This window comes from Paenarthrobacter sp. MSM-2-10-13, assembly GCF_011605365.1.
Taxonomy (GTDB): Bacteria; Actinomycetota; Actinomycetes; order Actinomycetales; family Micrococcaceae; genus Arthrobacter.
Map to the genome: position 1 here is coordinate 866,395 of NZ_JAAOXO010000001.1, position 23,576 is coordinate 889,970.

The following is a 23,576-nucleotide window of genomic DNA, read 5'->3' on the forward strand; positions in this document are numbered from 1 at the left end:
GCTGGTCGAGTTGACCGGTTGGCACCGCGACTACGCCCGCGAGGCTCTGGTCCTTAAGATCGTGAAGCCCCGACCTGGGCGGGCGCCGGTCTACGGCCCGGATCTGCTGCCGCCGCTGATCAAGTGTTGGGCGGTCTGTCGGACCCATGTGGTGGAATAGCGTACGTGACTGCGACGACGACCCCGCCCGATGACATCCTGGAGCGCATTTGCCGTGAGAACCTCGCTGTGTACCGAGAGTCACAGGGCCGGCTCCAGGAGGACGTCAGCCAAGAGGCGCAAGTCGCCCATGACTATCGCGGGCGTCTCGTGTACGAGCTCCTTCAGAATGCGGATGACGCACTGGTCGGGGTTGCGACGACCGAGGACCGGGCCTTGTTTCGACTCACCGATGAGGAGCTGTGGGTTGCCAACACGGGGCGCCCTTTCACCGAGGCCGATATTCGGGGACTGTGCGGCTTGGGAGCCAGTTCCAAGGCCCAGTCAGACGGTCCTAAGCGTGCCAGCATCGGTCATAAGGGGTTGGGCTTCAAGTCTGTCCTCGAAATCACCGACAGCCCCGAGGCCTACTCCGAGACGGTGAGTTTCCGGCTGGGGCGGGAGCGGGCGGAAGCGCAGGTGTCTCTGCTCTGGGAGGAGTTTGACCGAGGCAAGGTCCGCGGGGTGCCGGCGATGCGGTTCCCGTGGGCGATCGCCGAGGTGCACAAGACTTGGGACGAGCTCCGTGCAGCCGGCTATCACAGTGCGTTTCGATTCCCGTTTCACGAGCGCGTCAGCTCCGAACAGAAGGCAGCACTCGCGCACCAATTATTGAACCTTCCGATGACCAGCGTGCTCTTTCTCAAGCACCTTGAAGAAGTGGTCATTGAGGTTGTGACCTCCAGCGAGGAGTCAGGCCGTCAGTGGCTCTTGGAGAGGCACCGAGTGACGTCCGCTGGCGTCGAGCGGTGTGTCGGCCTGACCGAATCGGGCCTCTTCAGGGTCGACGTGGTCAACCGGGAAGGTGCGGGTGACCGCTACTGGGTCGCTCACGACGGTAACGTGCGAATCGGCGACTACCGTGATGGCTTGACTGGGCCCGCATGGGAGGGCGTGGACGTCACCGAAGTGTCGGTCGCAGTCCGGGATTCCGACGACCCGCGGGTTAAGACAGAGGACCGCCGGTTTCACGTCTTCCTGCCTACGCAGGAGCCTTTATCCTGCTCGCTACTGGTCAACGGGGCCTTCACGACCGATCTTTCCCGCCAGCACGTTAAAGTTGCGGACACCGCGTCGAACTACAACGGGTATCTCGTACGCCGCGCGGCCGAGACATTCGTGCAGGTGCTCGTGCCTCACCTCCTTGCCGTGGGTGGCCCACGGTACGTCCTGCGAGTTCTGGATCGAGAAGAAAGTGACTCAGGGTCGGCCGGCGGACTCCTCGCCGGCGCCATTGCTGGCGCAATGACAAGTGCCCGCTTCCTGCCATCAGGACCGAATGAACTCGCCCTCAATGAGGCGGTTTTTCCATCGCCCGTTCTCGACGCGGAGGGGTTCGACTTCGCTGACCTGCTCAAGGCGGACTGCGTTGTGAACGGCAGACAGTTCCCTGATCCGGAGTTCTGTGAAGGTACGCTTGCCAGGGTGTGTGCGGCCTATGGGTCAGTGGCATTGAGCCCGATTGACTCACTACGTGCCCTTGCGCACAATCTCGATACAGGGAAGACAGCGTTAAGACCAGGCCCCGACTCTCGTTATCGGGTTGACCCAGTGCTTGATCTCTGTGCGCTCCTCTGGGAACGATCGGATGCGGCGGATCGCCAGGCATTGGAGGAGAGCGCCCGGCTGGAACCGGTCTTCCCTGTCGGCGAGAACGACGATGGCACCGTCAGGCGGATAACCCTGGGAGGTGAAAGTGCGTTTTACCCGCCGCGCTCTTCCGCAGAGGAACTTCCCCTTCGTAAGTTGCAGTTCCTCGCACATGCGGTCTGCTGGGGCATGCTCGGCAGGACCGAACAGAGGTCGGTCCTGGAGCGCCAGATGAAGGCGTGGGATGCGCTCTTCGACGTTAAGGAGTTCCGCTTCGAGGAGGTCATGCGCGCTGCGGTCCTCCCAGGTCTCACGCGCACGGCCGGGGCCGATGCCGAGTTGCGGGAGTCAAACCGCACCATCGAAGCACTCGCCACGATCTGTCGTTTGGCCGGAAAAACCACGAAACCCGATCAGCCTCTCCCCATGGGGAGGCTTGGTTCGGATCGAGCGTTCTTCAATCTCAGCCGCCTTGATGTTCCGTGTCGAGCCGATGCCACTGGGGAGTTGACCTGGGCACCGGCCCATCAAGTTTACTTCGGAAGCGACTGGGTTGGCGATGACTCGGTCGAGTCGATCGTTGAAGCAATGGCCGCTGCGGGCGAGGTCATGCAAGTCCGATTTCTTGCATCGCCCGACGTGTTCGCCGAGTTCTCTTCCACCATCGGGGTCAACGAGGAAGACGACGCGAGTCCAGCGGCAATCGATCCCGATGAGGGAGAAGTCGACCTAGATGATGACACCGACGAAGCACTTGAGACCACCGTCGATGATCGGTGGCGCAACTTTTTCGCTTGGCTCGGAGTCAGCCGCGGTTTGAGACTGATCCACTTTCACGACGTTGACGACACCGGGACCGGGTGGACAAACACGAAGGGTCTCGGTCTCCCTGGTGGTTGGGCTTTCTCAGGCCTGGACAAGGTCTGGTCCGAGTACCAAGCGGATCTCGTCGGGGCACTCTCGTCTGATCCACGGTGGGAGCAGACGGATCACTATCTCTACCAGGTTCACAATCTTGATCGGCTCGATGAGATCGCCAGGGTCGCCCTCCGCAGGGACAACGACGTGGCCGAGAAGCTGCTCGACCACCTCGTTCGCAACTGGAACACCTACGCCAGCCACACCCAGGCCAAGTTGGCATTCGTCGGAGCCGGCAAATGGCCGTCGACGCGCACGGCTCCTCCGCGAGCAACGTCGGAAGAACTCGTCAATGCTGGCCCGGATCTATGGCTCTACCGACTTCGTCACCACGCGATTTGCCCCACGAGCCATGGTCCGCGGCGTCCAAACCAAAGTTGGCGTCGATCCGAGGAGCTCGTTCGTCGTCTGGGCCGCAGTGGGCGCGACGCCGACGACTACCTTCCAGTCCTCAAACAACCGACTGGGGTGCCGACGTCGACACTCCGCGCTTGCCTCGACGAACTGCAAGTCCGCGGCGAGCTCACTCCGGCCGCGTTCAATGTCGAGGATGCACACGATCTCTGCGTACGCATTTCGCACCTCCACCCGTCGGGCATCACTGACCAGGCACTGCGCTCGGAACTGCGGCCGATCTACCGCCAGATGTTCGAACTCCTGGTCGGCAGCACTGTGGACAACGGGGCGCCACTGACTGACACCCCGCTTGCCGCGCGCACTGCGGCCGGGTACGAGTTCCTCGCCGCCCGAGACGTCGTGTACGCGTCGGTGTCTGGCAGCCGAGAACGGAGCGGTGTGCAGGACAAGGTACCGTTGTTCGTTCTTGAGGCCGAGCCGGGAGCACTTCGTCCGCTCCGCGAGCTCTTCGGAACCCCACTCCTTGAGAGCGCGTTGGAGTGGTCGGTGATGCCGGGCGAGACTGCTCTTGAAGCATCCGGCCTCGGCACTTTGCGCCAGGGACTCCGAGACCTGGTCGCACCGCTACTCGCTCGCCTCAGTGCCGATCGAGCTGACCGGGGTAGGGCCGACCGTCTGGCTTTGACTGAATTCGCTGAGAAGTTGGAACCCGTGGATACGCTCAGTCTGAGCTGTTCATTCCGCGGTCAGAACCTCGGTCAGATTCCGCAGCGGACGTACTACGTGCGGCGCTCGGAGGACTCGGGATTCCAAGGCTTCGCCGTGTGGTCCGGCCCTGCCTGGCCTCCGATAGCGGAGGACGCTCATACCTTGGCTATGGCTCTCGCAGAGACCTTGGAGGTCAACACTGTCGAGACCTTCTTATCATTCATCAATGCGAACCCCGCGCAGCGACAGCAACTACTCGATCTGGCCGGTGCCGCGGAGAAGCTGGAGGAGGTGCAGCAAGACCTTGCCGATCTCGGAGGTGATGCGTATCAGGTCGATCAACTGGCAAACCGCACAGAAGGCAACGAGCTCGACACGACAGACGGCGAGTCAACAGAAGCGGCCACCGGGCACGCAGACCGAACCCCTCCCGCTGGGACCCGTGCCGCTCCGCGTATCCCGCTGCACCGCTATGAGGACCTCATGATAGACGGAGAAGTCATCCGCATCGAGGGATCCGGTCCCCAACACGAGACCACAGGAAGCAACGATCAACCCGGAGCCGCAGGTGACGGACGTGATGATGATCAAGGGGGTGGTTCTTCAGGCGCGCCAAGGGCAGCCGCCGGCACCGACCTGAACGAACTTGACCAACTTGGCATGCGAATAACCTTCGCATTTGAGGAGCGACGATTCGTCGGGCAGAAGACCGTCGTACTCCCAGGAGAGACACCCTCTGAGAACGCGGACTTGCTCATCGTCGACGTCAGCTCGCCGGAGAAAATCCGAGCCGCTATCGAACAGTCCACCGCGGTTGAGCGAGTGTTTGACCAGCTCGCGGAGCAGGGCGTCAGCGAGGTCTACCCGGGCTTCGACGTCTTGACCATCGAGGGTGGTTCAATCGATCGAATGATTGAACTAAAGTCGTCCGGAGTCGACGCGCAAGTTCAAGCCATGAGTTGGAACGAGTGGAAGACGGCCGGGGGCGAACTGAGAGGTCATTTCTGGCTCTACCTCGTCGGCAATCTTCGCGCGGATCTCGAAAACGCCCCGCCCTTCGTGAGAGCCGTTCAAGACCCATTCGGGACACTTGCCTCATCAAAGTCGGAAGACGTCATACGCAAGCGGACCGTTCAACTCCGAGTACGCGAGTTCGCCGCTGCCGATCAACTCACCCTGGAGCTGCGACACGAGGAAGACGCGCCAGCCTAGGACGACACCTGAGCAGGATGGCCGAGTCTACCGTTGCCTCGCTCCTCGACCCCTCCAAAGAATCTCATTGACCGAGGGGGCCGTGGTGGCTTCATCTGCTCCTCGTTAAAGGCGCCGAACCTGCCACTTACATACACGGAGAGACAGCATCGGCAGCCAATGATGACGCCTGTTTCACCAGCAGGTACTCGAAGCGTGGCGTCGGCTGTGCGGTTCACAACAGCGATATGATCGCGGAATATCAAAACGGCTTGCCCAGCCATGGCTGGTCGGCGTTGGGGGTTCGTCGGAAGGGAAAAGCGTGGGTGGGTTCGTCGCCGAGCAAGGATGCCGTGTGCTATGGTGCACCTCAGGTCTCGTTGATTCGATAAATGCCATCGGCTTCAGTCTTGTGCCCGCCATGCCTACGAAGCTGCCAACCGGAGCCATCGCGGTCGCGGTCGGCGACAGGTAGGGGGAGGCATGGGTTTTTGGCATACCGGATACATGGAGTTTCATGAGCCGACAGGAGAAGGAACGGGACACCTCGTTAGCGTGTTGCCGGACCTGTTTCCCTGCCTGACATGTGGTGTGGAATTCTCCACCGAACCTGACCTGCGGGTGCATACCTTTGAGGGACATCGCATACAGCGGCCCGTTTTGGTGTTGAAGGGACGGGAATGTGGCAGGAGCCGCCTGACCATTACCGGCGAGACGGCAGCTGAAGATTGGGCGATTCGCAGCGCTGACACAATCACCCTAAACGGCGCTCGTACATCCGTTGTCAGCGCTGCCAAGGTTTTGTCGTCGACGCGGAGCGGCGTTGTCGATGTGACGCTAGCCAACCGAGATGTGGTTCAGTCCTTCCAATTCGAGTTCACCCTCGCTGATGAGGACGATCTCAATGGCGTGGATGCTGCCTTGGCACGCTTGATCGACGGAGGTGAGTTGAGTGTTCGCGCCATCGACGACTTTATTATGCGCTCGAAACGGTACCCGACGTCCGTCAGGTACCTTTCCGGCCTTGCGAACTATTTATACGGCGTGTTGGCCCGCGAAGGTGTCACCGAATTAGGAGTCCGCGACGAATCGCACGATGGCGGTGGTTATCAGGGCAAATACGACCAGGCTGTGGGAATCTTGGGAAGTTTCGATCGTCCGCCAGCTGAGGCTATATGCGGCATAGTTGCCTTCCACTACAACCAGTTTGAACGTGCCATGACCAAGACTAAGAGTCAACGCGTCGCCGAAGTTTCGCTCCGCTTTCAGTCGCTTGTAAAGGGGCAAATTTGGTTGCCCGGCGATCTGTCACAGTCGTCGCATTCAAGCTTGGACATGGCGCTCAGCGACTCAGTGATCGAACAAGTCCTGGGGTGGAGCGCTCTGCCGCTTGACGGCACCGCAGTAGGCGATATTGCTGACCTGACGGCCAACATAGGTGCACAGCGACCAAACGACGCTTTCAAGCTGCACATAATCGCTGCAGAGCATGCATTTGCTGCAGGGGACATCGCCTCAGCCAAGCAGCATGCAGAACACCTTCGCCACAGTCGTCTCACCGAGGGCTGGTACGCAGCCTTTCGAGAACGAGTTCAATTTCAAGGAGTTTCAAAATAGTGACTACGAACACCGCATCCGAAGGGGCTCGGCCTGAGGAGGCCCTTGACTCGACCGCGAACCAGGAATCCATGGCCACCGGGGCGCAGTCGCGTACGCAGGGCGGTGGGGAGAAGACCGGCGCGCAGTCGCGTACGCAGGGCGGTGGGGAGAAGACCGGCGCGCAGTCGCGTACGCAGGGCGGTGGGGAGAAGACCGGGGCGCAGTCGCGTACGCAGGGCGGTGGGGAGAAGACCGGGGCGCAGTCGCGTACGCAGGGCGGTGGGGAGAAGACCGGCGCGCAGTCGCGTACCCAGGGCGGTGGGGAGAAGACCGGGGCCCAGACGCGTACCCAGGGCAGCAGCAAGAAAAAGGAGCGGCCCAAGACCGTCCTCGGTTTAATTGAGTTCGCGTACGGGGAAGAGGGTCGCAAACTGAACCTTGTGCGCCGGGACTTGCAGGAGCTTTCCCTGCAACCCAACGCCAAGCAAGCTGAGATTGACACTGTTCAGCTATTGGCCGCTGACGATCCGTTCCTTGCGGTGCCGCTCAGTTTACTAAGCGCCGTGGCGGAGCTTGGAGCGGAGCCGCGTGTCCGTCGTCACATCCTGGATCTGGTTTTGGTGGCTTTCGGGAGCCACAAGCTCTTTAAGAGGCGAATGGAACGGCTGGTTGAGCCGCAGGCCCAAGACTTGCCTACTGCCCATGAGGTGAATGAGGCGGTTAAGGCACTCACGTTCGATGCACTCGGATTTAAAATGCCGTCCGACTTCAGTGAAGCGACGCGGGAGCGGCTGCGATGGAACGCCGTCACTGCAGTTGAGCTTTTCCACGTTCTCCATGGACACAGGACGGCAGATCAATTTATTGAGGATATGACCGCACTGGTCTGGGACGCGGAACCTGTGCAGAGCACCTCCAAAGCAGCTGCAATCCTCGTAGCTGCCAGAAATACCGACGCGTTCAGCCAGCTGTCGCGGCACTTTGAGCTTCGTCTGCGTGAATCGAAGCGAGAGACAGACAACGCACTTGCTCGGATTCGGACGCAAGAACTCTGTGCCATAGAGGCCGAAGCTTTCAGTAAAAAGCAATCGGCTGAGCTGGAGGATGCGAGAAATCGCATGGCTGAACTGGTCGCAGACGTCAATCATCTGTCCCAACGGCTCTCCGCAGAGCAAAACAGCCGTGTAGTGGACAAGAGCCACCATGTAGATGACTACGAAGCGCTCCGAACGCAGGTTATCCGGCGACTAACAACCCAGGTCGAGCTTCTCAGCGACGGACTTCACGCGCTACGCAATGGAAGCACAGGCGTGGCGGAGGAGTTCGTTGACCGGGCTTTGAGTGCAATTGCCGGTGAGGTCACGCGCCTCAAGGATCTTGATGGAGGGGTGCAGTGACTGTAGGTTTTGACTTCGGAACCACCAACAGCTTGGTATCTGTGGTGGTCGGTGATCGGGTTATCGACGTCTTTGATGAGGAGGGCCGCCCCCACCCTTCCGTTGTCCGTTACGAGGGCGAGGACGTAATCGTTGGCAGAGAGGCGCGCCATGCGTTAGAGGAAGTCGGGCTTGGGGTCTACGGCAACACCGTGCGTTCGCCGAAGTTCCTCTTAGGGCAGGAGGCCGTCAGTGTCGGTGGTGTCCACCGCAGCCCTGTCGACATCGTTGCGGACGTGATTCGACATGTCCGGACTGAGTCACGCCAAAGCCGCCAACGTCAAGTCTTGGGAGAGCTGGATCGCGCAGTAGTCACTATCCCTGTGAATATGAACGGCCCGAGACGCGCGGCCCTCCGTGAGGCGTTCGCCCGGGAAGGAATGTCCGTGACTCAGTTCGTTCACGAACCGCTCGCCGCGCTGTACGGCCACCTGCGCGGCGCCTCGGACCCTGAAGGTGAGATCCGGGGGCTCATGCGACGGAATGTACTTGTTGTTGACTGGGGTGGCGGAACACTCGACCTCACACTGTGCCGAATCGAACCCGGTCGCATCCTTCAACTCCGCAACGGTGGGACGGACAACGTGGGCGGCGACAAGTTTGATGAAGTCATCCGCGACGAGGTAGTCGCTAAGTTCTCCGTTCAGCAGGGTATCTCCGCATCGGACCAGCCGACCCGAGACGCACGACTACGCCTCCTGCAAGACGCCGAACGGAACAAGATCGAGCTCTCAGAGCGAGCCAGCGTCACGTTCTACAGGCCGAGCTACTTCCCCGTCTCCGGCACTACACTAGAATATTCACTGTCCCGGCAGGAACTGGATGGGATCACCCGACCACTTGTGACCTCAGGCATTCGGGAAATTGAGTCGCTTCTAGAAAGTGTCGGCATGGCTCCCGCCCAGGTGTCGCTTTGCCTGGTCGCGGGTGGTATGGCTGCGATGCCCAGCATCCGCAGCCGGTTGCACGAACTGTTCGGGCCGGAGCGGGTCCTCGTCCCAGAGAACAGTGCAACGCTTGTTTCCCAAGGAGCGGCGTGGATCGCCCATGACTCGCAGCGGCTGGTTCTGGCAAAGCGGATTGAGCTGGAAATGGCACGTGGGTCGAGGCTTCCACTCTTACGGGCCGGAACCGCGATGCCACTTGATGGCGAGGTGCGCCGGGAACGATTCCACCTGTACTGCACGGACCCGACTGACGGTGTAGCGAAGTTCTCCATCGTGGCGCCCTCCGAGCTTGCCGAACAACCTCAAGCAAGTGATCCTCGAACGTCGCTTGGCATCGTGACCATTAATGTGGACAAGACCGCACCACCCTTGGTCGAGCGCCTCGAACTTGAAGTCGAGGTTGATGACGACCTTATTTTGTCTGTCAGCGCCATGTCCAAGCAGCACGGCGACCAGGCTGGCGCATCTTACTTCGACTTGGAGTTTGGCATCGGGCTCCCTGGAAGCAATGACCTCGGCCCCGTCGATGTTGCCGACAAGGACGTCTGGGTGCCAAATGACGGTCTTGTAGCCCGTGCCAACGTTGCAGACCAGAAGGACACACGGCTGGTCCCCGGGGACGTGTTGTATCAGCACAACCCTTCGGCCTTTTCGAGGCATTCAGACCAAGCCACCGGAGAGCAACTTATCGAACATCTCTACTACACGCCATGTGCAGTCTGTAAGCGTCAGTGGGGCGACCCTGCTTGTAGGTGCGCCTCGGTGGCCTGAGGATGGCGTCACAGCAAGTCGTTGTACGCGTAGTGGATGGCGCGTCCGTTGTCGAGGAATCCGTTCGACGGCCCGTTCGGCTGACCCCGGACGGGTACGCCGGCATCGTGTTCGCCGGAGCAGTTTACCCGGTGTTCGCAGACAACGTGGTCAACATTTCTGGAGCCTCGTGGGAGGTCGAGGACTGTAACCGGTTCCTCTTCGCCGGCGTCGCTGTCCCGTATGCGCCAAAAATCGACGACGCGGCAGCGCAGCAGGAGTTTAGAGGGTTCCGCGGTGAGTGGGACATTGAGACTAATCGCTTTGGTCATTACCTGGTCTTCAACGCCTCGGAGCGACTTGCGGCCGCCGTCGTCGATGCACTGGAAGCGGGAGGCGTCTCCGTACAGCGATGGGATGTCAGCCACCGGCCGGCGAGTGACGGCAAGTTCTATGACTGGTTCGCCCGTCTCCGGGAGCAGGGAACCCATGCCGATGTCGTGTCCCGAGTCTCGACGGTATTCTCGCCCACGTCGGCATCCCTGACTGTTGATATTGCACCAACCCCGGTAGTCACCCGTATTGAGGACCTTGCAGCTCAGGTCGAGCAACTGCTGGAACTCACGGTCGACCTCAGAGCCAGCCTCAACGCGTCAGAGATCGAAGCTGCACTCCTCCGCCAGAGGCTGGAGGCGGCGACCGGCCGCGAGTCCAAACTGGCGGGAGATCTCGATCGGGCGCTGGAGCATCAAAAATCGCTGCACGTTCAGATTGTCGAGTTGGGCCGCGCCCCGGAGCACACAGCCGAGACAAAGGCCTTCATAGCGAAGCAGTCGGAGACCGAAGAATTTCTCGAGTTTGCTCTGGCCGAAAACTCCGACCTCCACAACAGTCTCGCAAACTTTCGCAATGAAGCAGAGCGAAGTGATTCAAGGATCCTGACCTTGGAGGCCACATTAGCCGGCCTTCAGGAGAGGCTCGAAGAACTCGGGGGACAGGAACGAGAGCGCCGTCGAGCTGCTGCCGCTCATATAGCGCCTCGTCGCGGCGTTCCGGGGTTCCTGGACACGGCGTTTGCGCGGCTTTCCTTCGTTCTCGACAGTGTCGAAGTATTGGCTAATATCGACGCACCCGCGTCGGTGCTCCGGGCACTCGTGCAGATTGATATGGGGCAGATCGTGGGGAAGGATCTTGAAGGCATACGCGGATGGCGAGAAGTCTCCAAGCTTGCTACCGGGATCGCTGGCAGCGAGGACATGGGCCGCGTTTACTACAAGCCAGACGGCAACTGTGTCCTGGTCAGCGTTCACGTCAAACAGGACGACAAAGAACAGCGCCGCCATATAGAGCGACTTAGGTCCCTTTGAGGTGGCGCTACCGAGCGGCGGCATCAGGCCTGCCGAAGGGGCGTCATGTATGGCACGAGACATAAAGGACCATTTAGCTTGTCCATGAGGGGACTTCCATGGGCTGCTGGTGCCCAGCACCACGCGGGGAGCAGAATGGGCCTTTACCAAATAGCTTGTCCATCTACACATCATCAGCTTCAATTTCTCGGTCTTAATCGGCTGAGAGCGGCCCTTGTGCACTTGTGAAATTCGGAGCCAGTTGATTTCTTTCGGACCAAGTTGGACCAATTCTGGTCAGCTTGACCTCGGTGCAACTTGGTCCGAATCTGGCGCCTCAGGTGAGATGGCGCGTAAGTGGAAGAACCCGTCCCGACCTATGTGGGTGCACTCTTCCTCATCCAGTCAGAAGTCTTCCACTGAGGGCAAACAGCCATCCGGCCCTGACGATGCCATCGGGGACAACGGCTCTGAGCGGGGGAGCGGGGTGGTGGAATTCACTTTTCTGTCTTTGCTGCTGGTGGTCCCGCTGGCCTAGTTCGGACCAATGGTCTGGTTGTCCAGTACGCCCGAAGATTAACAGTTCCGCGTGTACATTTTCCGCGCTTTAACAACTTTTAATTTCGGACCGCCTGGAAGCGGCAGCAGGCTAGTTTTCCGCCTGCTCGGTTCCTGGAATAGGGGAGACAACTACCACGTTTCGAGGCTTCTCCTGCAACCAAATTGCAGCACTTGCTCAGACGAGAGGCCAGCAAGGCGAACTGGCCGATCTCCTGGGAGATTCCTAGATGCTGTGACACGCGGAGCGCCGTGATTCGTCGCCTGTTCTCGCATTCTCGAGTAGGGACAGGCCGGTGTTTATTGCCGTCGGACCTCAATGTCGCGGTGGTTCTTCTCGACCCAGTCGGCCTTCCGGTCGCCCCTCAGCGCTATGAACTTCAGCGAGGCTTCCTGAACGCTGATGTACTCGTCCTTCGTGACCGGGACGCCGAGGCGCGTGAAGACCTTGTCCTCATCCTCCTCGAGGAAGAAGTCGATCTTCCTCTCCGGCGTCACGAGATCCTGGAAGTGGAAGAACTCCACGAACTTCTCGAACGTACAGAAGAGTTCGAAGAAGTCCCCATAGTCAGTGGTGACGTCGGCGAGGGGGCTGCCTGGCTCCTTGGCGTAGTGGCGCCGGATGCATTCCAGAGTCAAGTCCATCCGGTCCGCAATCCGTATCCGCATTCCCCTGGCGGTGTTGAGGGTGGGCAGGTGTATTGTCCTGACGGGCCAGACCATGGCGATGCCGATCGTGTACGGCGGGTCGAAATAGCGGCGCTTCTGCTCCTCACTCAACTTGGCCTTAGCCTCGACCAAGGCCTTGGGCTTCCCCCACCTGGTGTAGGAGTTCGTGATGGCGTCACTGCCGACCGTGAACGACTTGTCGGGCGTCTGCTCGAACATCAGGTAGTTTTTCCGACGCACCTTGCGAACTTCCGAGACCGCCAGTTCGAACAGCTGCCCCTCGCATAGCTCCTTCTTCCAGAGCAGCCGATGGTCAGCCTTGAGCCGCGGACTATGGGAGTCCGGGTCCCTTCCTGGAGGCGTGGTGACGAGCATGTAGTTGAAGGCAATGTCGAAGACGCGCATGGAAGGAAGTCTATGTGCCCGCCTTTTGCGAACCGCGGAACCTGCAGCTGAAACAACTGCACGGTCGCGCAAGCACTTGGATGATAATCGTCGGCGGCATTGGGCTCCTCCAAGGACCCGGGGCCACCCCTTTAGCCAATCCCTTGGTGAGAACCTGGCGCCGGACTTGCAGAGCATCGGGCCGCCTACGACAAGCTTCGCCCTGATTTGCTCTGGTTGATGAGTTCCCCTATATCCACGCCTTCCCACACGGGCTAGCCTGGCTCCGCTTCACTGTGCTGCGTGCTGATCGAACGCGAACTAATCAAGCTGCTGACCATACTTGGCCAGATCAACCCCGCTCTCCCTGTATGGCCGTCCGTCCTACCGCGTCCCGCTGGCGGGCATCTGCTGGTGCGCACAACACTTGCGCCGCTTCCCGGGCAGTGAGGCCACCCTGCCCAGCGCCGTGACTCTGACGTTCGAGGCAGTACGTCAGCTTGCCCTCCATAAGGTCAAACGCCGCCGACCCCCTACGCGGACCGGCGGTCCTGGTATTTATCTATCTGGATGACGTCAGCGACGGCCGTGTCTTCAACGGCCTCTTTTTCGGCCGACATCTCGACTGTGTGATTGGTACTGTGCCGGAAGGCCGCGGGCGGGTTGGCGGTCTCGGCTGCGAACTCAGGAGCATCTCCGTTCACGGTTGGGACCTCTGGCTCGCTCAGCTTCGGGCGGAACAATCGCTGCGCAAGCCGTTTCCCCCCGGGCACGACTTTGGTGTCCCACAATGGTCTGCCCTTGGTGTCCCACAACTTAGTCGCACCCGGAATGAGGTAATTTTTCGTCAACGGAATCACGTACTTGTCAATGAGAAGCAGAGCGCGGTCGAAGTTTTGCTGGCGGCGACGCTCTTCGGCCTCTTCTTCGCGCCTGCGGCGCGCGTCGTTCTCGCGCCTGCGGCGCGCGTCGTTCTCGCGGCTCGACCGCTCGTCGGCTCTAGGCTGGTTGGCCGGCTTCGGACGCCTCGGGTTCCGGTACTGAACTTTGAGCGTACCGTTATCATTCCGGGCGCCGCCCGGGCCCAGCGAATCGAAGGAGATGGGGTTTCCGTCCTTATCGTGCTTCGGAACGTCTACCAGCACTTCCTGGAACTCCGAATTGTCAATATTCATCGCGCCTCCAATAAGCTCATGGATGAGCTTATACCCTGCGCCGACTATGCTGGCCGCCTCATTAAGGCTCGCTTCTTCCGTGTAACGGAGCGATCCAGGCCGGGCTAGCTGTAAAGAGGGGCCAACTGGGGTCACCTGAAGCTACTATTGCGACTCACCGACCATAGGCGCCGCGTGGTCCTCAGTCCCAATTCTGACTATGGCAGTTTGATTCAGGACCGGTGTGACGGCTTGAACCAGGACCACCCACGACTCGCCGGTTGCTTGTAACGGTTTGAGTCAGGACCACGCCCATTTCCACCCTGCACCTTCATTCCGTTCTGGCCGGAATTGGAGCACGGCCCAGTCTGTGTCAGGTCATCGGTGGCTCGCTACCGACGTGGGACATAAACCCTCGGCATCGCGAGAGGTTCCGGCCGTACAGTGCGGGAGTTGGAGAATTGAGTCCCTGGTGTCACGACTGGGCCGCCTCTAAATCTCAGGGCGAGCAAAAGGAGGCGGATCCGGAACCACGACGGGAGCATAAAGGACCATCTGGTTTGTCCATGTCATGGCGCGCACGGGCTCCTGCGATCGCGGAAATACGCGGTAGCAAAAGTGGTCCTCGGTACCAAGTAGCCTGTCCATCTACAACTTCTCAAAGCCCCTGACGCAATCCCGCGTCAGGGGCTTTGACGTTAGCTGACGGAGACCCGCGTGACTAAGTATCTTCCCGGCGAGGCCATGGTGATCCCGGAAAGGGAATTCCAAGCTGTCGCAGATGCCGCACACGCAGTGATCTAAGAGGCTCAATAAGCAGGTGTTTACGTCTTCGTTGGCGGTATCAATGAGGACGTCGAGCCTGGCACCTATCCAGGGCATAGGGTGCTCAACGGTGGTTACACAGTTCTTGAGTTGCCGACCCGTGCACCCAGGAACTCAGGGAGTTCCAGTACGATCCTGCGAGCTAAGTTCTTCGGTATCCGGGCAGTGGGGGAGCCTTGGATTGGTACCTGTGGCCTGTGGGTGTGGTGACTTCCATGGAGTGGGTGTTGCTGTGGAGGGGTTTGGTGCTCCAGCCAGCGTTCTCTTTGGTGTGGTTGCAGGCTTCGCAGAGTCCGGCGCCATTGTGGGTAGTAGTGGTTCCTCCAGCGTGCCAAGGGATGATGTGGTCCAAATGCCGAATGGGCGCGTCGCAGTAGGGCGTGCGGCAGGTGTTGTCGCGGGTTTCGATTAGCCTGCGTATTCCTGGTGGGAAGAACCGGGCCCGCGAGTCGGTAGCGAGCAGTTCACCGGTTCCGGGTGCGGTGTAGAGTCGGCGTAGCCAGATGTAGTGCTCCTGATCCGTGCGGGCGGGTTCGGCCGCTATAAGTTCCCGGGCCCAACCGGCGGGGACGATCCCGTAGCCGTTCAGCCGTGCGGGTTCGGTGTCGCCTGCCAGGAGGGTTCGGTCGGTCATCACCAGTTGCAAGTCGATTCCTGAGTAGCCAGCCGCGGTGCCCGTGACTCGCTCGACCAATGCATCTGCCATGACCTGCCCCTTGGACCGTGTGTCTCCCTCTGACCGGGCGGTGCCAGCCAATCGAGTGAGTGCTGCGTACGCAGCGACCCCTTGAGCTACGGGAAGCAGGGCCGTCAGGTAGGTCATGGTGTCCGGTGCCGGCCGCAGACTGACAAAGCGCTCGGAGGCGGCGTGGGCTGCCCGTTGCGTTACTGACCTGGGATCCCGGCGATAGGCTGCCTTCTTGGCTGCAGCGATGATGGCCTTATCCCCGGCGCCATCGAAGGTTCCCGTGTCGGCCGCGAGTTCCCCGTCCACGGCGCAGCGGTCCTCGGGGGAGAGGCACGCTGTTTCTTTTACCAACAAAGTTGCGCGCCACTCATTCAATTGCCCCGTTTCAAGAGCAGCCATAGTGCGCGGCATTTCAGTTACCAGTGCCTTGGCAAGACCGAGAAGACGGGAGCCCTTGTTCGGGGACTCACGTCGGGCCAGCGCAATCTGCGCTGCCACACCCTGACCTTGTTCGGAGGATGGAACGCCGGCCTCCGCCCGCTCCTGTCGTTGCGCCACGTCAAAGGCCACAGCGATCTTGGCTTGCAAACTTGAGATGGCTGACTTCATGTCCTCCAAAGCACGCAACTGGTTTATGAGATCGCTGCTGATGGTGCGGGCATCCGCGCTACCGGCGTAGGACACCAGTGGAGCCCGTGGGACACCCTGAGGGGAACACCCCGCAGGAGGAGCTGGCATCGACGCAACAGTTGTTGGCGCTTGTCTTTCCCGGATTTGCTCCATGTCCCAACATTGTCAGGGACCACCGACATTATTAGCACTTGCAATGGCGGGCCAGCCACGATGTCTGATCAGCCCATCGGCAGATGGTGCAGTAGTTTCCGGAGTGCACGAATTGTCCGTACGTTCATGATTCGGATCTCCCACTCGCGGACAGATTCCGGTGGTAGCTTCAGGGGTCTCCTGTGCTTTTGGCTAATTCGCTTTCGCGAGGAGAACTGCGCACCGAGGGCAACGGTCGAAACGGCCACGACGGCGAGGATCAGCCAAATCCCGATCCCGTGATCGTCCGAACCGGTGATCCAAGAGGCAATGAGCATTGAGTTGAACAGGAGCGCAGTTGCCAGGCCCGCCGTCGCTAAAGTCAGCAGCCATGAGTATCCACGGACACGTTGGGACGCCAGCTCGAGTAAGTCACGTCCGTGTTGACGCTCAGAGGCGCCTCGTGACGCCTGGCTTTCCCTGAGGGCGCCGTTGCATGCTCCAAGATCCGCCTCAAATCGGTGAAGAGCCGCATTGGTCGATGCCAGCTCATCGTGGGAACGGGCGAGCGATTGCCGGATGGACGATACCTCTCTCTCAAGTCTTGCAACCTTTTGACGTTCGGTGCCAAGCCGTTCCTTGAATGAGCTCCCGTACTTTTGCAATGGTGCGGAAGGCTGGCTGGGTTGGGTCGTGATGGCCACTGCGGCTGCTGTCGGTGTGGTGAAAGACGCCGTAGCTGCCCTGTCAGCGATGGATACGTCCTGACGGTGCCCAATGCCGGTGATAACAGGCACCGGCGATTCAAGAATGGCCCGCGCCAATCCTTCATCCTGGAAACCCCGCATCGACCGCCAGTGCCCGCCGCCGCGCGTAATGACTACAAGATCATGACCGTTCCTGCGCGCTTCATCACAAAAGTCTCGGAGCGTCGCGGCTGCCGCCTTACCGCCTAAGCTCATGTGGCGATACGTGATTTCCAGCTTTGCACCACTCTTCGAAATGCTCAGGTAGTGCTTGAAGTCCTCGACGCCCTGAGATTTTTCCGGCGAGATCACAGTGACTTTGCGTAATCGTCCCCACGAAAGACCGTCTTTGGCATCCTCATATATCGCGTCATCATCGGCGTGCAGTCTCCAGTGACCCGGAAATTCTTCCTTGAGCGCGTGAAGCGTTTGGCGATCCTTCAGGAGCATCGCACCGTTCAGAGAGAAATCTGATGAAATGTCAGTGACTTTCAAATAAATGTCGCCGCTCTCGGGCCACATCCGCAGCTGTCCGGAAACCTCCAGTTCCATGCCGTCAATCATGGCGGCCCTGAAGCTCTCTCCAGCCGCAGCGAAGGCCTTCTTGATCGCAGTCAGTTCGTCATTCCACACCCTCGCTGGAAGGACAAAGGTCCGCTCGCCACTCACCGTTACCAAGTCAAAGGTCCATCCCGATGCTTTGGGCTCTGCGTTCCGACACTCGGCAATGACGGTGAGGGCCAGCGCCTGCAGGGGACCGCGAATCTCCTCGTACACTTGTTGAACACTTTTGGCCGATGACGGCCAATCTTCCAATCCGTCATCGATTCCCGTCATTCCCGAATTCTCCCCTCCGTCGGTCATGGCTACGTCTGAATAGTAGTGAGGTGAGGCGGCCATTTCTGACGGTAAAAACCGTCCCGCCCTTGTTTGCGTCCCAACCTCAGGGAAAGATGTTGGCCAAACTTCGGGAGGATCGCCGTGGTGCAGCTGGAGAAGTTCGAGAAGTACTTGATCGAAGAGTTCTACGATGACTACCGCTCGGGAGAGATGTCGCATAAGACATTCACCCGGCGGGTGGCGTTCATCATGGGAAGCATGACGGCTGCCGGGGCGGCCATGGCCTTGGTGGGTTGCACGCCGGAGGAGGTTCCCAAGACCACGGACCCGATGCCCACGCCATCGACCACGTCGTCGGCGGCTTCTCCAGGGAACACCGTGAACGCCACTACCGCGGTTCCCAACGCCAAGAGCCCGTTGTCCGTTCCAGAGGGCGCGGCGGGTCTGGTTACTGCCACAGTGAAGTTCGACTCCGGCGGGACGGAGATCAGCGGTTACCTCGCCCGGCCTGAGGGAAGCCAGAGGGGCCCAGGCGTGTTGATCTGCCACGAGAACAGAGGCCTCACCCCGCACATCCAGGATGTCGCACGGCGTTTTGCCAAGGAAGGGTATGCGGCGTTGGCACTGGACCTCCTCAGCAGGGAGGGCGGGACAGCGTCGATGGACCCGGATGCCGTCCCGGGCGCTCTGACGCAGGCGGGTGCCCAAAGGCACGTGGGTGACTTTAAAGCCGCCTTTGAGTACCTCAATGGCCAGGGTTATGTGGAGGAGGGCCGGATCGCGATGGTTGGCTTTTGCTTCGGTGGCGGGATCACGTGGCAGGCGTCAACAGAGATAGGCGGGCTCAAGGCCACATCGGCCTTCTACGGCCCCGCACCGGACTTGGCCAAAGTCCCCACTATCAAGCCGGCTGTGTTCGGTGTCTACGCCGAGAAGGATGCCCGCATCACCGGCTCCATGCCTCAACTTCAAGAGGCGCTGAATAAAACCAACGTCAAGCACCAGCTCAAGGTGTACCCCGGAGTTGACCACGCCTTCCACAACGACACCAGTGAACGCTACGTGGAGGCCCAAGCCACAGCAGCCTGGACCGACACCCTGGCGTGGTTCAAGGACAACGTCTAAGGGACCCTGCCCGAGAACTCAACGCTGCAAGCGCGCAGCCTCACTTGCCAGCTCGGCCTCCAAGGTCTCAATACTGGGCAGGCTCGCCACCAATTCGTCAGGCAAGGAATCCGCGAGGGAGGTCCGCCACTCTGCGATGCCCACGGGAGCGTTGAACCCACGCAGTGCGTACTCGGCCACCACGCTGTTCTTCTCCTTACACAAAAGCAATCCGATGGTGGGCTTGTCGTCCGGGTGCGCCAGGAGATCGTCCACCGCAGCCATGTACATCCCAAGCTGGCCCAGGAACCCGGGTTCGAACTTCACGGCTTTGAGCTCTATCACCATGTAGCAGCGCAACTTCAGATGGTAAAAGAGCAGGTCCGCGAAGAACTCGTCGCCGGCAATCGCCAGCCGGACCTGCTCGCCCACAAAGGCGAAACCCTGGCCCAGCTCCAACAGGAATTTTTCCACATGCTTCACCAACTGCAGCTCCAGGTCCCGTTCAGTGTGCCGGTCACTCATGGACAAAAAGTCAAAGACGTAGGGGTCCTTGGTTGCCTGCTGCGCGAGATCCGAATCTGCAGGGACCATAGTGGCCGCAAAGTTGGTGATGGCTTGGCCTGATCGCTCATGGAGACGCGTTGAAATCTGGTGCGTCAGCACGTTGCGCGACCAACCGTGTTGGGCCGCTGCCGATGCGTACCAAAGGCGCGTGGCGGCGTCGTCGAGCTTTTCCAGCAGCGCGATCTGGTGGTACCAGGGCAATGTTGCAAGCGGTGCTTGCAACATTGGGAAGTCCGGCCAGGCTTGGGCGAAGCTCTTCATGTACCTCAGGTTTCTAGGGGAGAAGCCCTTCGCGTCCGGGAACCGGGTGCGGATGTCGGCGGACAGCCGGGTGACTACTTTGGCACCCCAGCCTTGCTCGGATTCACGTTCGGCCAGCTGCCGGCCAATGCTCCAGTAGGAGTTCAGCAACTCACTGTTGGCGGCCGCCAGAGCCCGGGTCCTGCCGACGCGGACCTGGTCAGCCACCGTGTTGAGCAGTGTGGGGTACCAGTGAGGCATGGACGAAGCCGCCGGGACACCCGGAAATGATGCCTCGGTGGCGAGCTCTTGGGACGGCATGTTGCTCCTGTCGATTGCTGGTGGCACCACGCTATGGGGAGGCACTGACAAAATAGACGGGTGAGTGAAGCCGGTGAATTCGTGGACTACACACTGCAGATGGAGTCCACCTGGGAGAAAGCTGCAGAGGCCAGTGAGCGTTTGGGCGGGACCTTGACGGTGTATGGCGCGTCGGTGGGCGCCGTACGGGGAACCGTGAGGGACACGCTCAAGCGGTACAAAACCCTGGACCATGACGACGTTACTGCCTTGAGCTCGGAGTTGTGGGCTGAGCCTGTGTTCGAGAGGCGACTTGCAGCAGTGGTTCTGCTGCAGACCAAAGTCAGCGTTCTGGTCAACACGGACCTCACCCGTATAGAGGGTTTCATCAGGCAGTCCGGGACACGGGAACTGGTGGATCCCCTCGCCAAGGATGTGGTCCGCCCATTAATGGACCGGCTGGAAGGCCTCGCTAAGGAACGCGCGGAACGCGTATTGGAGCGCTGGGCCGCTGATCCGGACGCTGAACTACGGCACGCAGCGGCTTTGGCGGTAGGCGCCGCGACCCCTTGATAAGCACCAACGACGCGCCTACCCTTTGCCTCACCACAGGCCGGTGAATTGAGAGGCAGGTTCGTTGATGAAATCGCTGTGGTTGGACCGGGAATCCCGCTTCATGTCCGACTCAATTCCCGAAGAAAAGCACTTTGACACCATAGTGGTGGGCGCGGGGCTCACCGGTATGGTGGCTGCCCTGCTGTTGTCCAGGTCCGGGCAGCGCGTGGTGGTCTTCGAAGCCAGGACACTCGGCGCTGTGACCACCGGTAACACCACCGGTAAGTTAAGCCTCCTCCAAGGAGGAGCCCTTTCGGCCTTGCGCGGCCAGTATTCGCTGAAGGTGGTGCAGGCCTATGTGGAGGCCAATAAGTCCGGCCAGGCCTGGCTGGCGCAGTATATGGAGCAGCAGGGCACCCCGTTTCAACGCCGGACCGCGGTCACCTTCGCAACCACGGACGACGGCGGCCAGCGGCTCCGCAAGGAGGCTGCGGTTTCGCGGGACGCAGGTTTGGACGTCCACTTCAGCCGTGACGCCGGGCTGCCGTTCCCCGTAGTGGAGGCTTTGGAACTCGAAGGCCAGGCCCAGATTCACCCTATGGATGTGCTGGAAACCCTTGCCAGGGACTTTCGAGGCCATGGCGGCCTCATTGTCGAGGGCATGCAGGTGGAGAACGTAGCTTCCGGGCAGCCTATGGAGGTCTCCACGGGCAAGGGCACTTTCACTGCAGAGACTGTGGTGATAGCTACGGGCACCCCCATCCTGGACCGCGGACTGTATTTTGCCAAGCTTGAGCCCAACCGCTCCTATGCGGCTGCGTTGAAGGTCCCGGGCGATCTTCCGAAGGGCATGTATCTGTCCATCGATTCACCTACCCGCTCGCAGCGCACCCACCCTACACCCGAGGGAGAGCTGCTCCTGGTCGGTGGTTATGGTCACACGGCGGGCCGGGCTGCATCACCTAAGTCGCATTTGGATGACCTGCTGGGGTGGGCCACCCGGCACTACCCCGGAGCCGAAGTCACCCATACGTGGTCGGCTCAGGATTACCAAGCCACCAACCTGATGCCGTTCTTCGGCAAGCTTCCCCGCGGCCACGGACGCATCTTTTTCGGCACCGGCTACAACAAGTGGGGGATGAGCAACGGGGTAGCGGCAGCCCTATCCATTACCTCGGACATCCTGGGCGGCCAATCCGATTGGGCCACCACCATCCATCACCGCGTCACCTCGCCCCAAGGCGCGCTCCAAGCCGTGCGGTTGAACGCGAGCACCACCAAGCGAATGGTGGAGGATAGGGCAAGAATCAAGGCCAATCCTGACATCACGGATCAAACGCGTCCAGCCGAAGGAACCGGCGTTGTGGGGCTGTACAAGGGTGAACCGGCCGCAGTGTCCACCGTGGACGGCAACGTTTGCATGGTTTCGGCCAGGTGCTCACACCTGGGTGGAATCGTGACGTGGAATGATGCCGAAAAATCGTGGGACTGCCCTCTGCACGGTTCGCGCTTCACCCCCGAGGGCAAATATCTTGAGGGTCCTGCAACCCATCATTTGCAGGAGTCGCCGGTCAAGAAGAAGGACTAACTCAGCCGATCGATGCGCCGTTGGGCTTGATCGGCGGTGCGTCGTTGCTGGGTTGCGGCCCGTACGGCCCGTTTCTTTTCTGATTCCGCGGATTCTGCATCACGGGTGACTCCAATGAGTTCGGCTTCAAGGGTTGCCAGACGTTTCTTGAGGTCTTCAATGTCGGCTTTGAGTTTGGTTCGGCGATCAGCCAGTGCATTGACGGTGTCCCACGCTTCGGATGCTGCCGCTTCTGCTTCCCTGGCCGTTTGGTCGGCGACGTCGAACTCGCTGCGGGCCTCTTTCAGTGCTGCTTGTTGCTTGGCGGCGCGCCGATCGGCCAAAGACGTCGCTTCTTCCTTGGAGGACTTCTGTTGCGGTGCCTTCCCCTTGGGCGGAGTGTCTTGGGACGTCGGAGTGCTCTTGGCGTGTGGTGGGGGCCCCTTCTTGACTGATCTCTCGACTGATCGCTCTTGTGTAGCTTCGGGTGCTTCGTCATCGGGACCTGCCGCAGCTATTGCTCCTGCAAGGTCCACTGCTTCGAAGCCGCTGCCGGTGAGCCCCCTGACCAGCCTGCCCGTTCGTACCGCGGCGGCTGCCCCGGCATCGGCCATGGCCGCCCTGAAAGTCTGCTCAACATCGGACGTTGCGGCCGCGCTCAGTGGAGCCCCCAGCTCTGCAGCGAGATCCCTGGCCGAATGGACGGCTGTTGTCAGCTGACTTTGGCGTTGCTGCCCGAGTTCACGGAATGCTTCGGTGTCCTGCTCCTCCTGGGCGCCTCGTAACGAAATGCCAAAACGTACGACGCCGTCAATTACCTCGGGTTTGTGAACGGCCAGGATGTTGATGGCCCAGGCTCCGGCTGCCGGCTTGGGAAGGCTGCCGATCTCTTGAGCCAAGTCTTTTTGCCCGGCGTCCTTCGCTTTGCGCACCAGAGCAGTACGTTCCGCCGTGAATTCACGAGGTGTCACGGCGTACAGCTCCTGGGCGGCGTCGCGGAGGTCCATGGAATCATCCTAGGGTTTGACCGTAGGAGTCCGGGGACCTGGTCTTCAGCGAGGCACTGCTTAGGGTAGCCTAAGTCGAGTGGATCAGATCATGAGTTTGCCCTTCGGCGTCGCACTCGCAGCGCTCTTCGCGATTGTCATGATCCGTGTCAACGTAACTTATTGGATCGGGCGGGGGGCCGTGGCCGGGTTCGCACATACCCGCTTCGGTGGTTCTTTGGAGCGGCCCAAAGCTGCCCGCGCCCAGGCGCTGATCCAGCGCTGGGGCCCGTACGCCGTCGTACTGTCTTTTCTGACTGTTGGCCTCCAAACTGCCATTAACCTCGCAGCCGGTGCCGCCCGTATGCCCCTCCGACGCTATTTGCCCGCCGCTGTGGCGGGTTCTGTGATTTGGGCCCTGCTCTACGCAACCATTGGTCTTGCCGCTCTGGAGGCATGGTTGGCGGTAGCCGCGGCATCACCTGGTGGAGCTGCTGTGGGCGTGGCGGTCCTGGTGGCCGCCATTACGTGGGTTGTTGTGTTCCGTCGGCGTCGGGCACGGGCCAAATCAGCGGATACAGTGGTCTGAGT

15 protein-coding genes are annotated in these 23,576 nt (G+C 60.5%); 9 read left to right on the forward strand and 6 right to left on the reverse strand.

Going from position 1 to position 23,576, the window contains the following annotated elements; genetic code table 11:
- Positions 1-165 precede the first annotated feature (165 nt).
- The 5 genes from HAV21_RS22555 (at position 166) to HAV21_RS04215 (ending at position 11,061) form a co-directional block, all read left to right on the forward strand.
- Positions 166-4,983: a DUF3883 domain-containing protein gene (locus HAV21_RS22555; RefSeq protein WP_166840548.1), complete on the forward strand. Its 4,818-nt coding sequence runs from the start codon at positions 166-168 to the stop codon at positions 4,981-4,983.
- A 462-nt stretch (positions 4,984-5,445) separates the two neighbouring features.
- Positions 5,446-6,579: a hypothetical protein gene (locus HAV21_RS04200; RefSeq protein ID WP_166840550.1), complete on the forward strand. Its 1,134-nt coding sequence runs from the start codon at positions 5,446-5,448 to the stop codon at positions 6,577-6,579.
- The gene (locus tag HAV21_RS04205; RefSeq protein ID WP_166840552.1) at positions 6,579-7,958 is read left to right on the forward strand and encodes a hypothetical protein; all 1,380 of its coding nucleotides are present in this window, start codon (positions 6,579-6,581) and stop codon (positions 7,956-7,958) included. Before HAV21_RS04200 ends, HAV21_RS04205 begins: the two co-directional genes overlap by 1 nt.
- Positions 7,955-9,715 carry an Hsp70 family protein gene (locus HAV21_RS04210; protein WP_166840554.1) on the forward strand — a complete coding sequence of 587 codons (1,761 nt, stop codon included), beginning with the start codon at positions 7,955-7,957 and terminating at the stop codon, positions 9,713-9,715. Before HAV21_RS04205 ends, HAV21_RS04210 begins: the two co-directional genes overlap by 4 nt.
- 2 nt (positions 9,716-9,717) lie before the next feature.
- Entirely contained in the window at positions 9,718-11,061 is a 1,344-nt protein-coding gene (locus tag HAV21_RS04215) for a hypothetical protein (protein WP_166840556.1), read from the forward strand.
- A gap of 837 nt (positions 11,062-11,898) precedes the next feature.
- Here the strand turns inward: HAV21_RS04215 and HAV21_RS04220 are convergent.
- The 4 genes from HAV21_RS04220 to HAV21_RS04240 form a co-directional block, all read right to left on the reverse strand.
- Positions 11,899-12,672 carry a hypothetical protein gene (locus HAV21_RS04220; protein ID WP_166840558.1) on the reverse strand — a complete coding sequence of 258 codons (774 nt, stop codon included), beginning with the start codon at positions 12,670-12,672 and terminating at the stop codon, positions 11,899-11,901.
- Positions 12,673-13,184: 512 nt separating this feature from the next.
- On the reverse strand, positions 13,185-13,826 hold the full coding sequence (locus HAV21_RS04225; protein ID WP_166840560.1) for a hypothetical protein: 642 nt from the start codon (positions 13,824-13,826) through the stop codon (positions 13,185-13,187).
- Positions 13,827-14,772: 946 nt separating this feature from the next.
- The gene (locus HAV21_RS04235; protein WP_166840562.1) at positions 14,773-16,101 is read right to left on the reverse strand and encodes an HNH endonuclease signature motif containing protein; all 1,329 of its coding nucleotides are present in this window, start codon (positions 16,099-16,101) and stop codon (positions 14,773-14,775) included.
- Between the two features lie 68 nt (positions 16,102-16,169).
- A complete protein-coding gene (locus HAV21_RS04240) occupies positions 16,170-17,378 on the reverse strand; it encodes an exodeoxyribonuclease VII large subunit (protein WP_166840564.1) in 1,209 nt (402 codons plus the stop codon).
- 429 nt (positions 17,379-17,807) lie between these two features.
- Between HAV21_RS04240 and HAV21_RS04245 the strand changes: the two genes are divergently transcribed.
- The gene (locus HAV21_RS04245; protein ID WP_166840566.1) at positions 17,808-18,791 is read left to right on the forward strand and encodes a dienelactone hydrolase family protein; all 984 of its coding nucleotides are present in this window, start codon (positions 17,808-17,810) and stop codon (positions 18,789-18,791) included.
- An 18-nt stretch (positions 18,792-18,809) separates the two neighbouring features.
- On the opposite strand, the gene HAV21_RS04250 is transcribed toward HAV21_RS04245, so the two are convergent.
- Positions 18,810-19,898 carry a PDDEXK nuclease domain-containing protein gene (locus HAV21_RS04250; RefSeq protein ID WP_166840568.1) on the reverse strand — a complete coding sequence of 363 codons (1,089 nt, stop codon included), beginning with the start codon at positions 19,896-19,898 and terminating at the stop codon, positions 18,810-18,812.
- 60 nt (positions 19,899-19,958) lie between these two features.
- Between HAV21_RS04250 and HAV21_RS04255 the strand changes: the two genes are divergently transcribed.
- A complete protein-coding gene (locus tag HAV21_RS04255) occupies positions 19,959-20,450 on the forward strand; it encodes a DNA alkylation repair protein (RefSeq protein ID WP_166840570.1) in 492 nt (163 codons plus the stop codon).
- Positions 20,451-20,517: 67 nt separating this feature from the next.
- Positions 20,518-22,020 (forward strand): FAD-dependent oxidoreductase, encoded by a 1,503-nt coding sequence (locus HAV21_RS04260; RefSeq protein WP_166840572.1) that lies wholly within the window; start codon positions 20,518-20,520, stop codon positions 22,018-22,020.
- On the opposite strand, the gene HAV21_RS04265 is transcribed toward HAV21_RS04260, so the two are convergent.
- A complete protein-coding gene (locus HAV21_RS04265; RefSeq protein ID WP_166840574.1) occupies positions 22,017-23,006 on the reverse strand; it encodes a hypothetical protein in 990 nt (329 codons plus the stop codon). The genes HAV21_RS04260 and HAV21_RS04265 overlap by 4 nt on opposite strands.
- Before the next feature lie 79 nt (positions 23,007-23,085).
- Between HAV21_RS04265 and HAV21_RS04270 the strand changes: the two genes are divergently transcribed.
- Positions 23,086-23,574 (forward strand): VTT domain-containing protein, encoded by a 489-nt coding sequence (locus tag HAV21_RS04270; RefSeq protein WP_166840576.1) that lies wholly within the window; start codon positions 23,086-23,088, stop codon positions 23,572-23,574.
- Positions 23,575-23,576 lie beyond the last annotated feature (2 nt).

Coding starts and splice junctions, on each gene's coding strand:
- HAV21_RS04200 (WP_166840550.1), top strand. CDS start 5,446: ATGGGTTTTTGGCATACCGGATACATGGAGTTTCATGAGCCGACAGGA.
- HAV21_RS04215 (WP_166840556.1), top strand. CDS start 9,718: ATGGCGTCACAGCAAGTCGTTGTACGCGTAGTGGATGGCGCGTCCGTT.
- HAV21_RS04220 (WP_166840558.1), bottom strand. CDS start 12,672: ATGCGCGTCTTCGACATTGCCTTCAACTACATGCTCGTCACCACGCCT.
- HAV21_RS04225 (WP_166840560.1), bottom strand. CDS start 13,826: ATGAATATTGACAATTCGGAGTTCCAGGAAGTGCTGGTAGACGTTCCG.
- HAV21_RS04235 (WP_166840562.1), bottom strand. CDS start 16,101: ATGGAGCAAATCCGGGAAAGACAAGCGCCAACAACTGTTGCGTCGATG.
- HAV21_RS04240 (WP_166840564.1), bottom strand. CDS start 17,378: ATGGAACTGGAGGTTTCCGGACAGCTGCGGATGTGGCCCGAGAGCGGC.
- HAV21_RS04250 (WP_166840568.1), bottom strand. CDS start 19,898: ATGCCGTCCCAAGAGCTCGCCACCGAGGCATCATTTCCGGGTGTCCCG.
- HAV21_RS04260 (WP_166840572.1), top strand. CDS start 20,518: ATGAAATCGCTGTGGTTGGACCGGGAATCCCGCTTCATGTCCGACTCA.
- HAV21_RS04265 (WP_166840574.1), bottom strand. CDS start 23,006: ATGGACCTCCGCGACGCCGCCCAGGAGCTGTACGCCGTGACACCTCGT.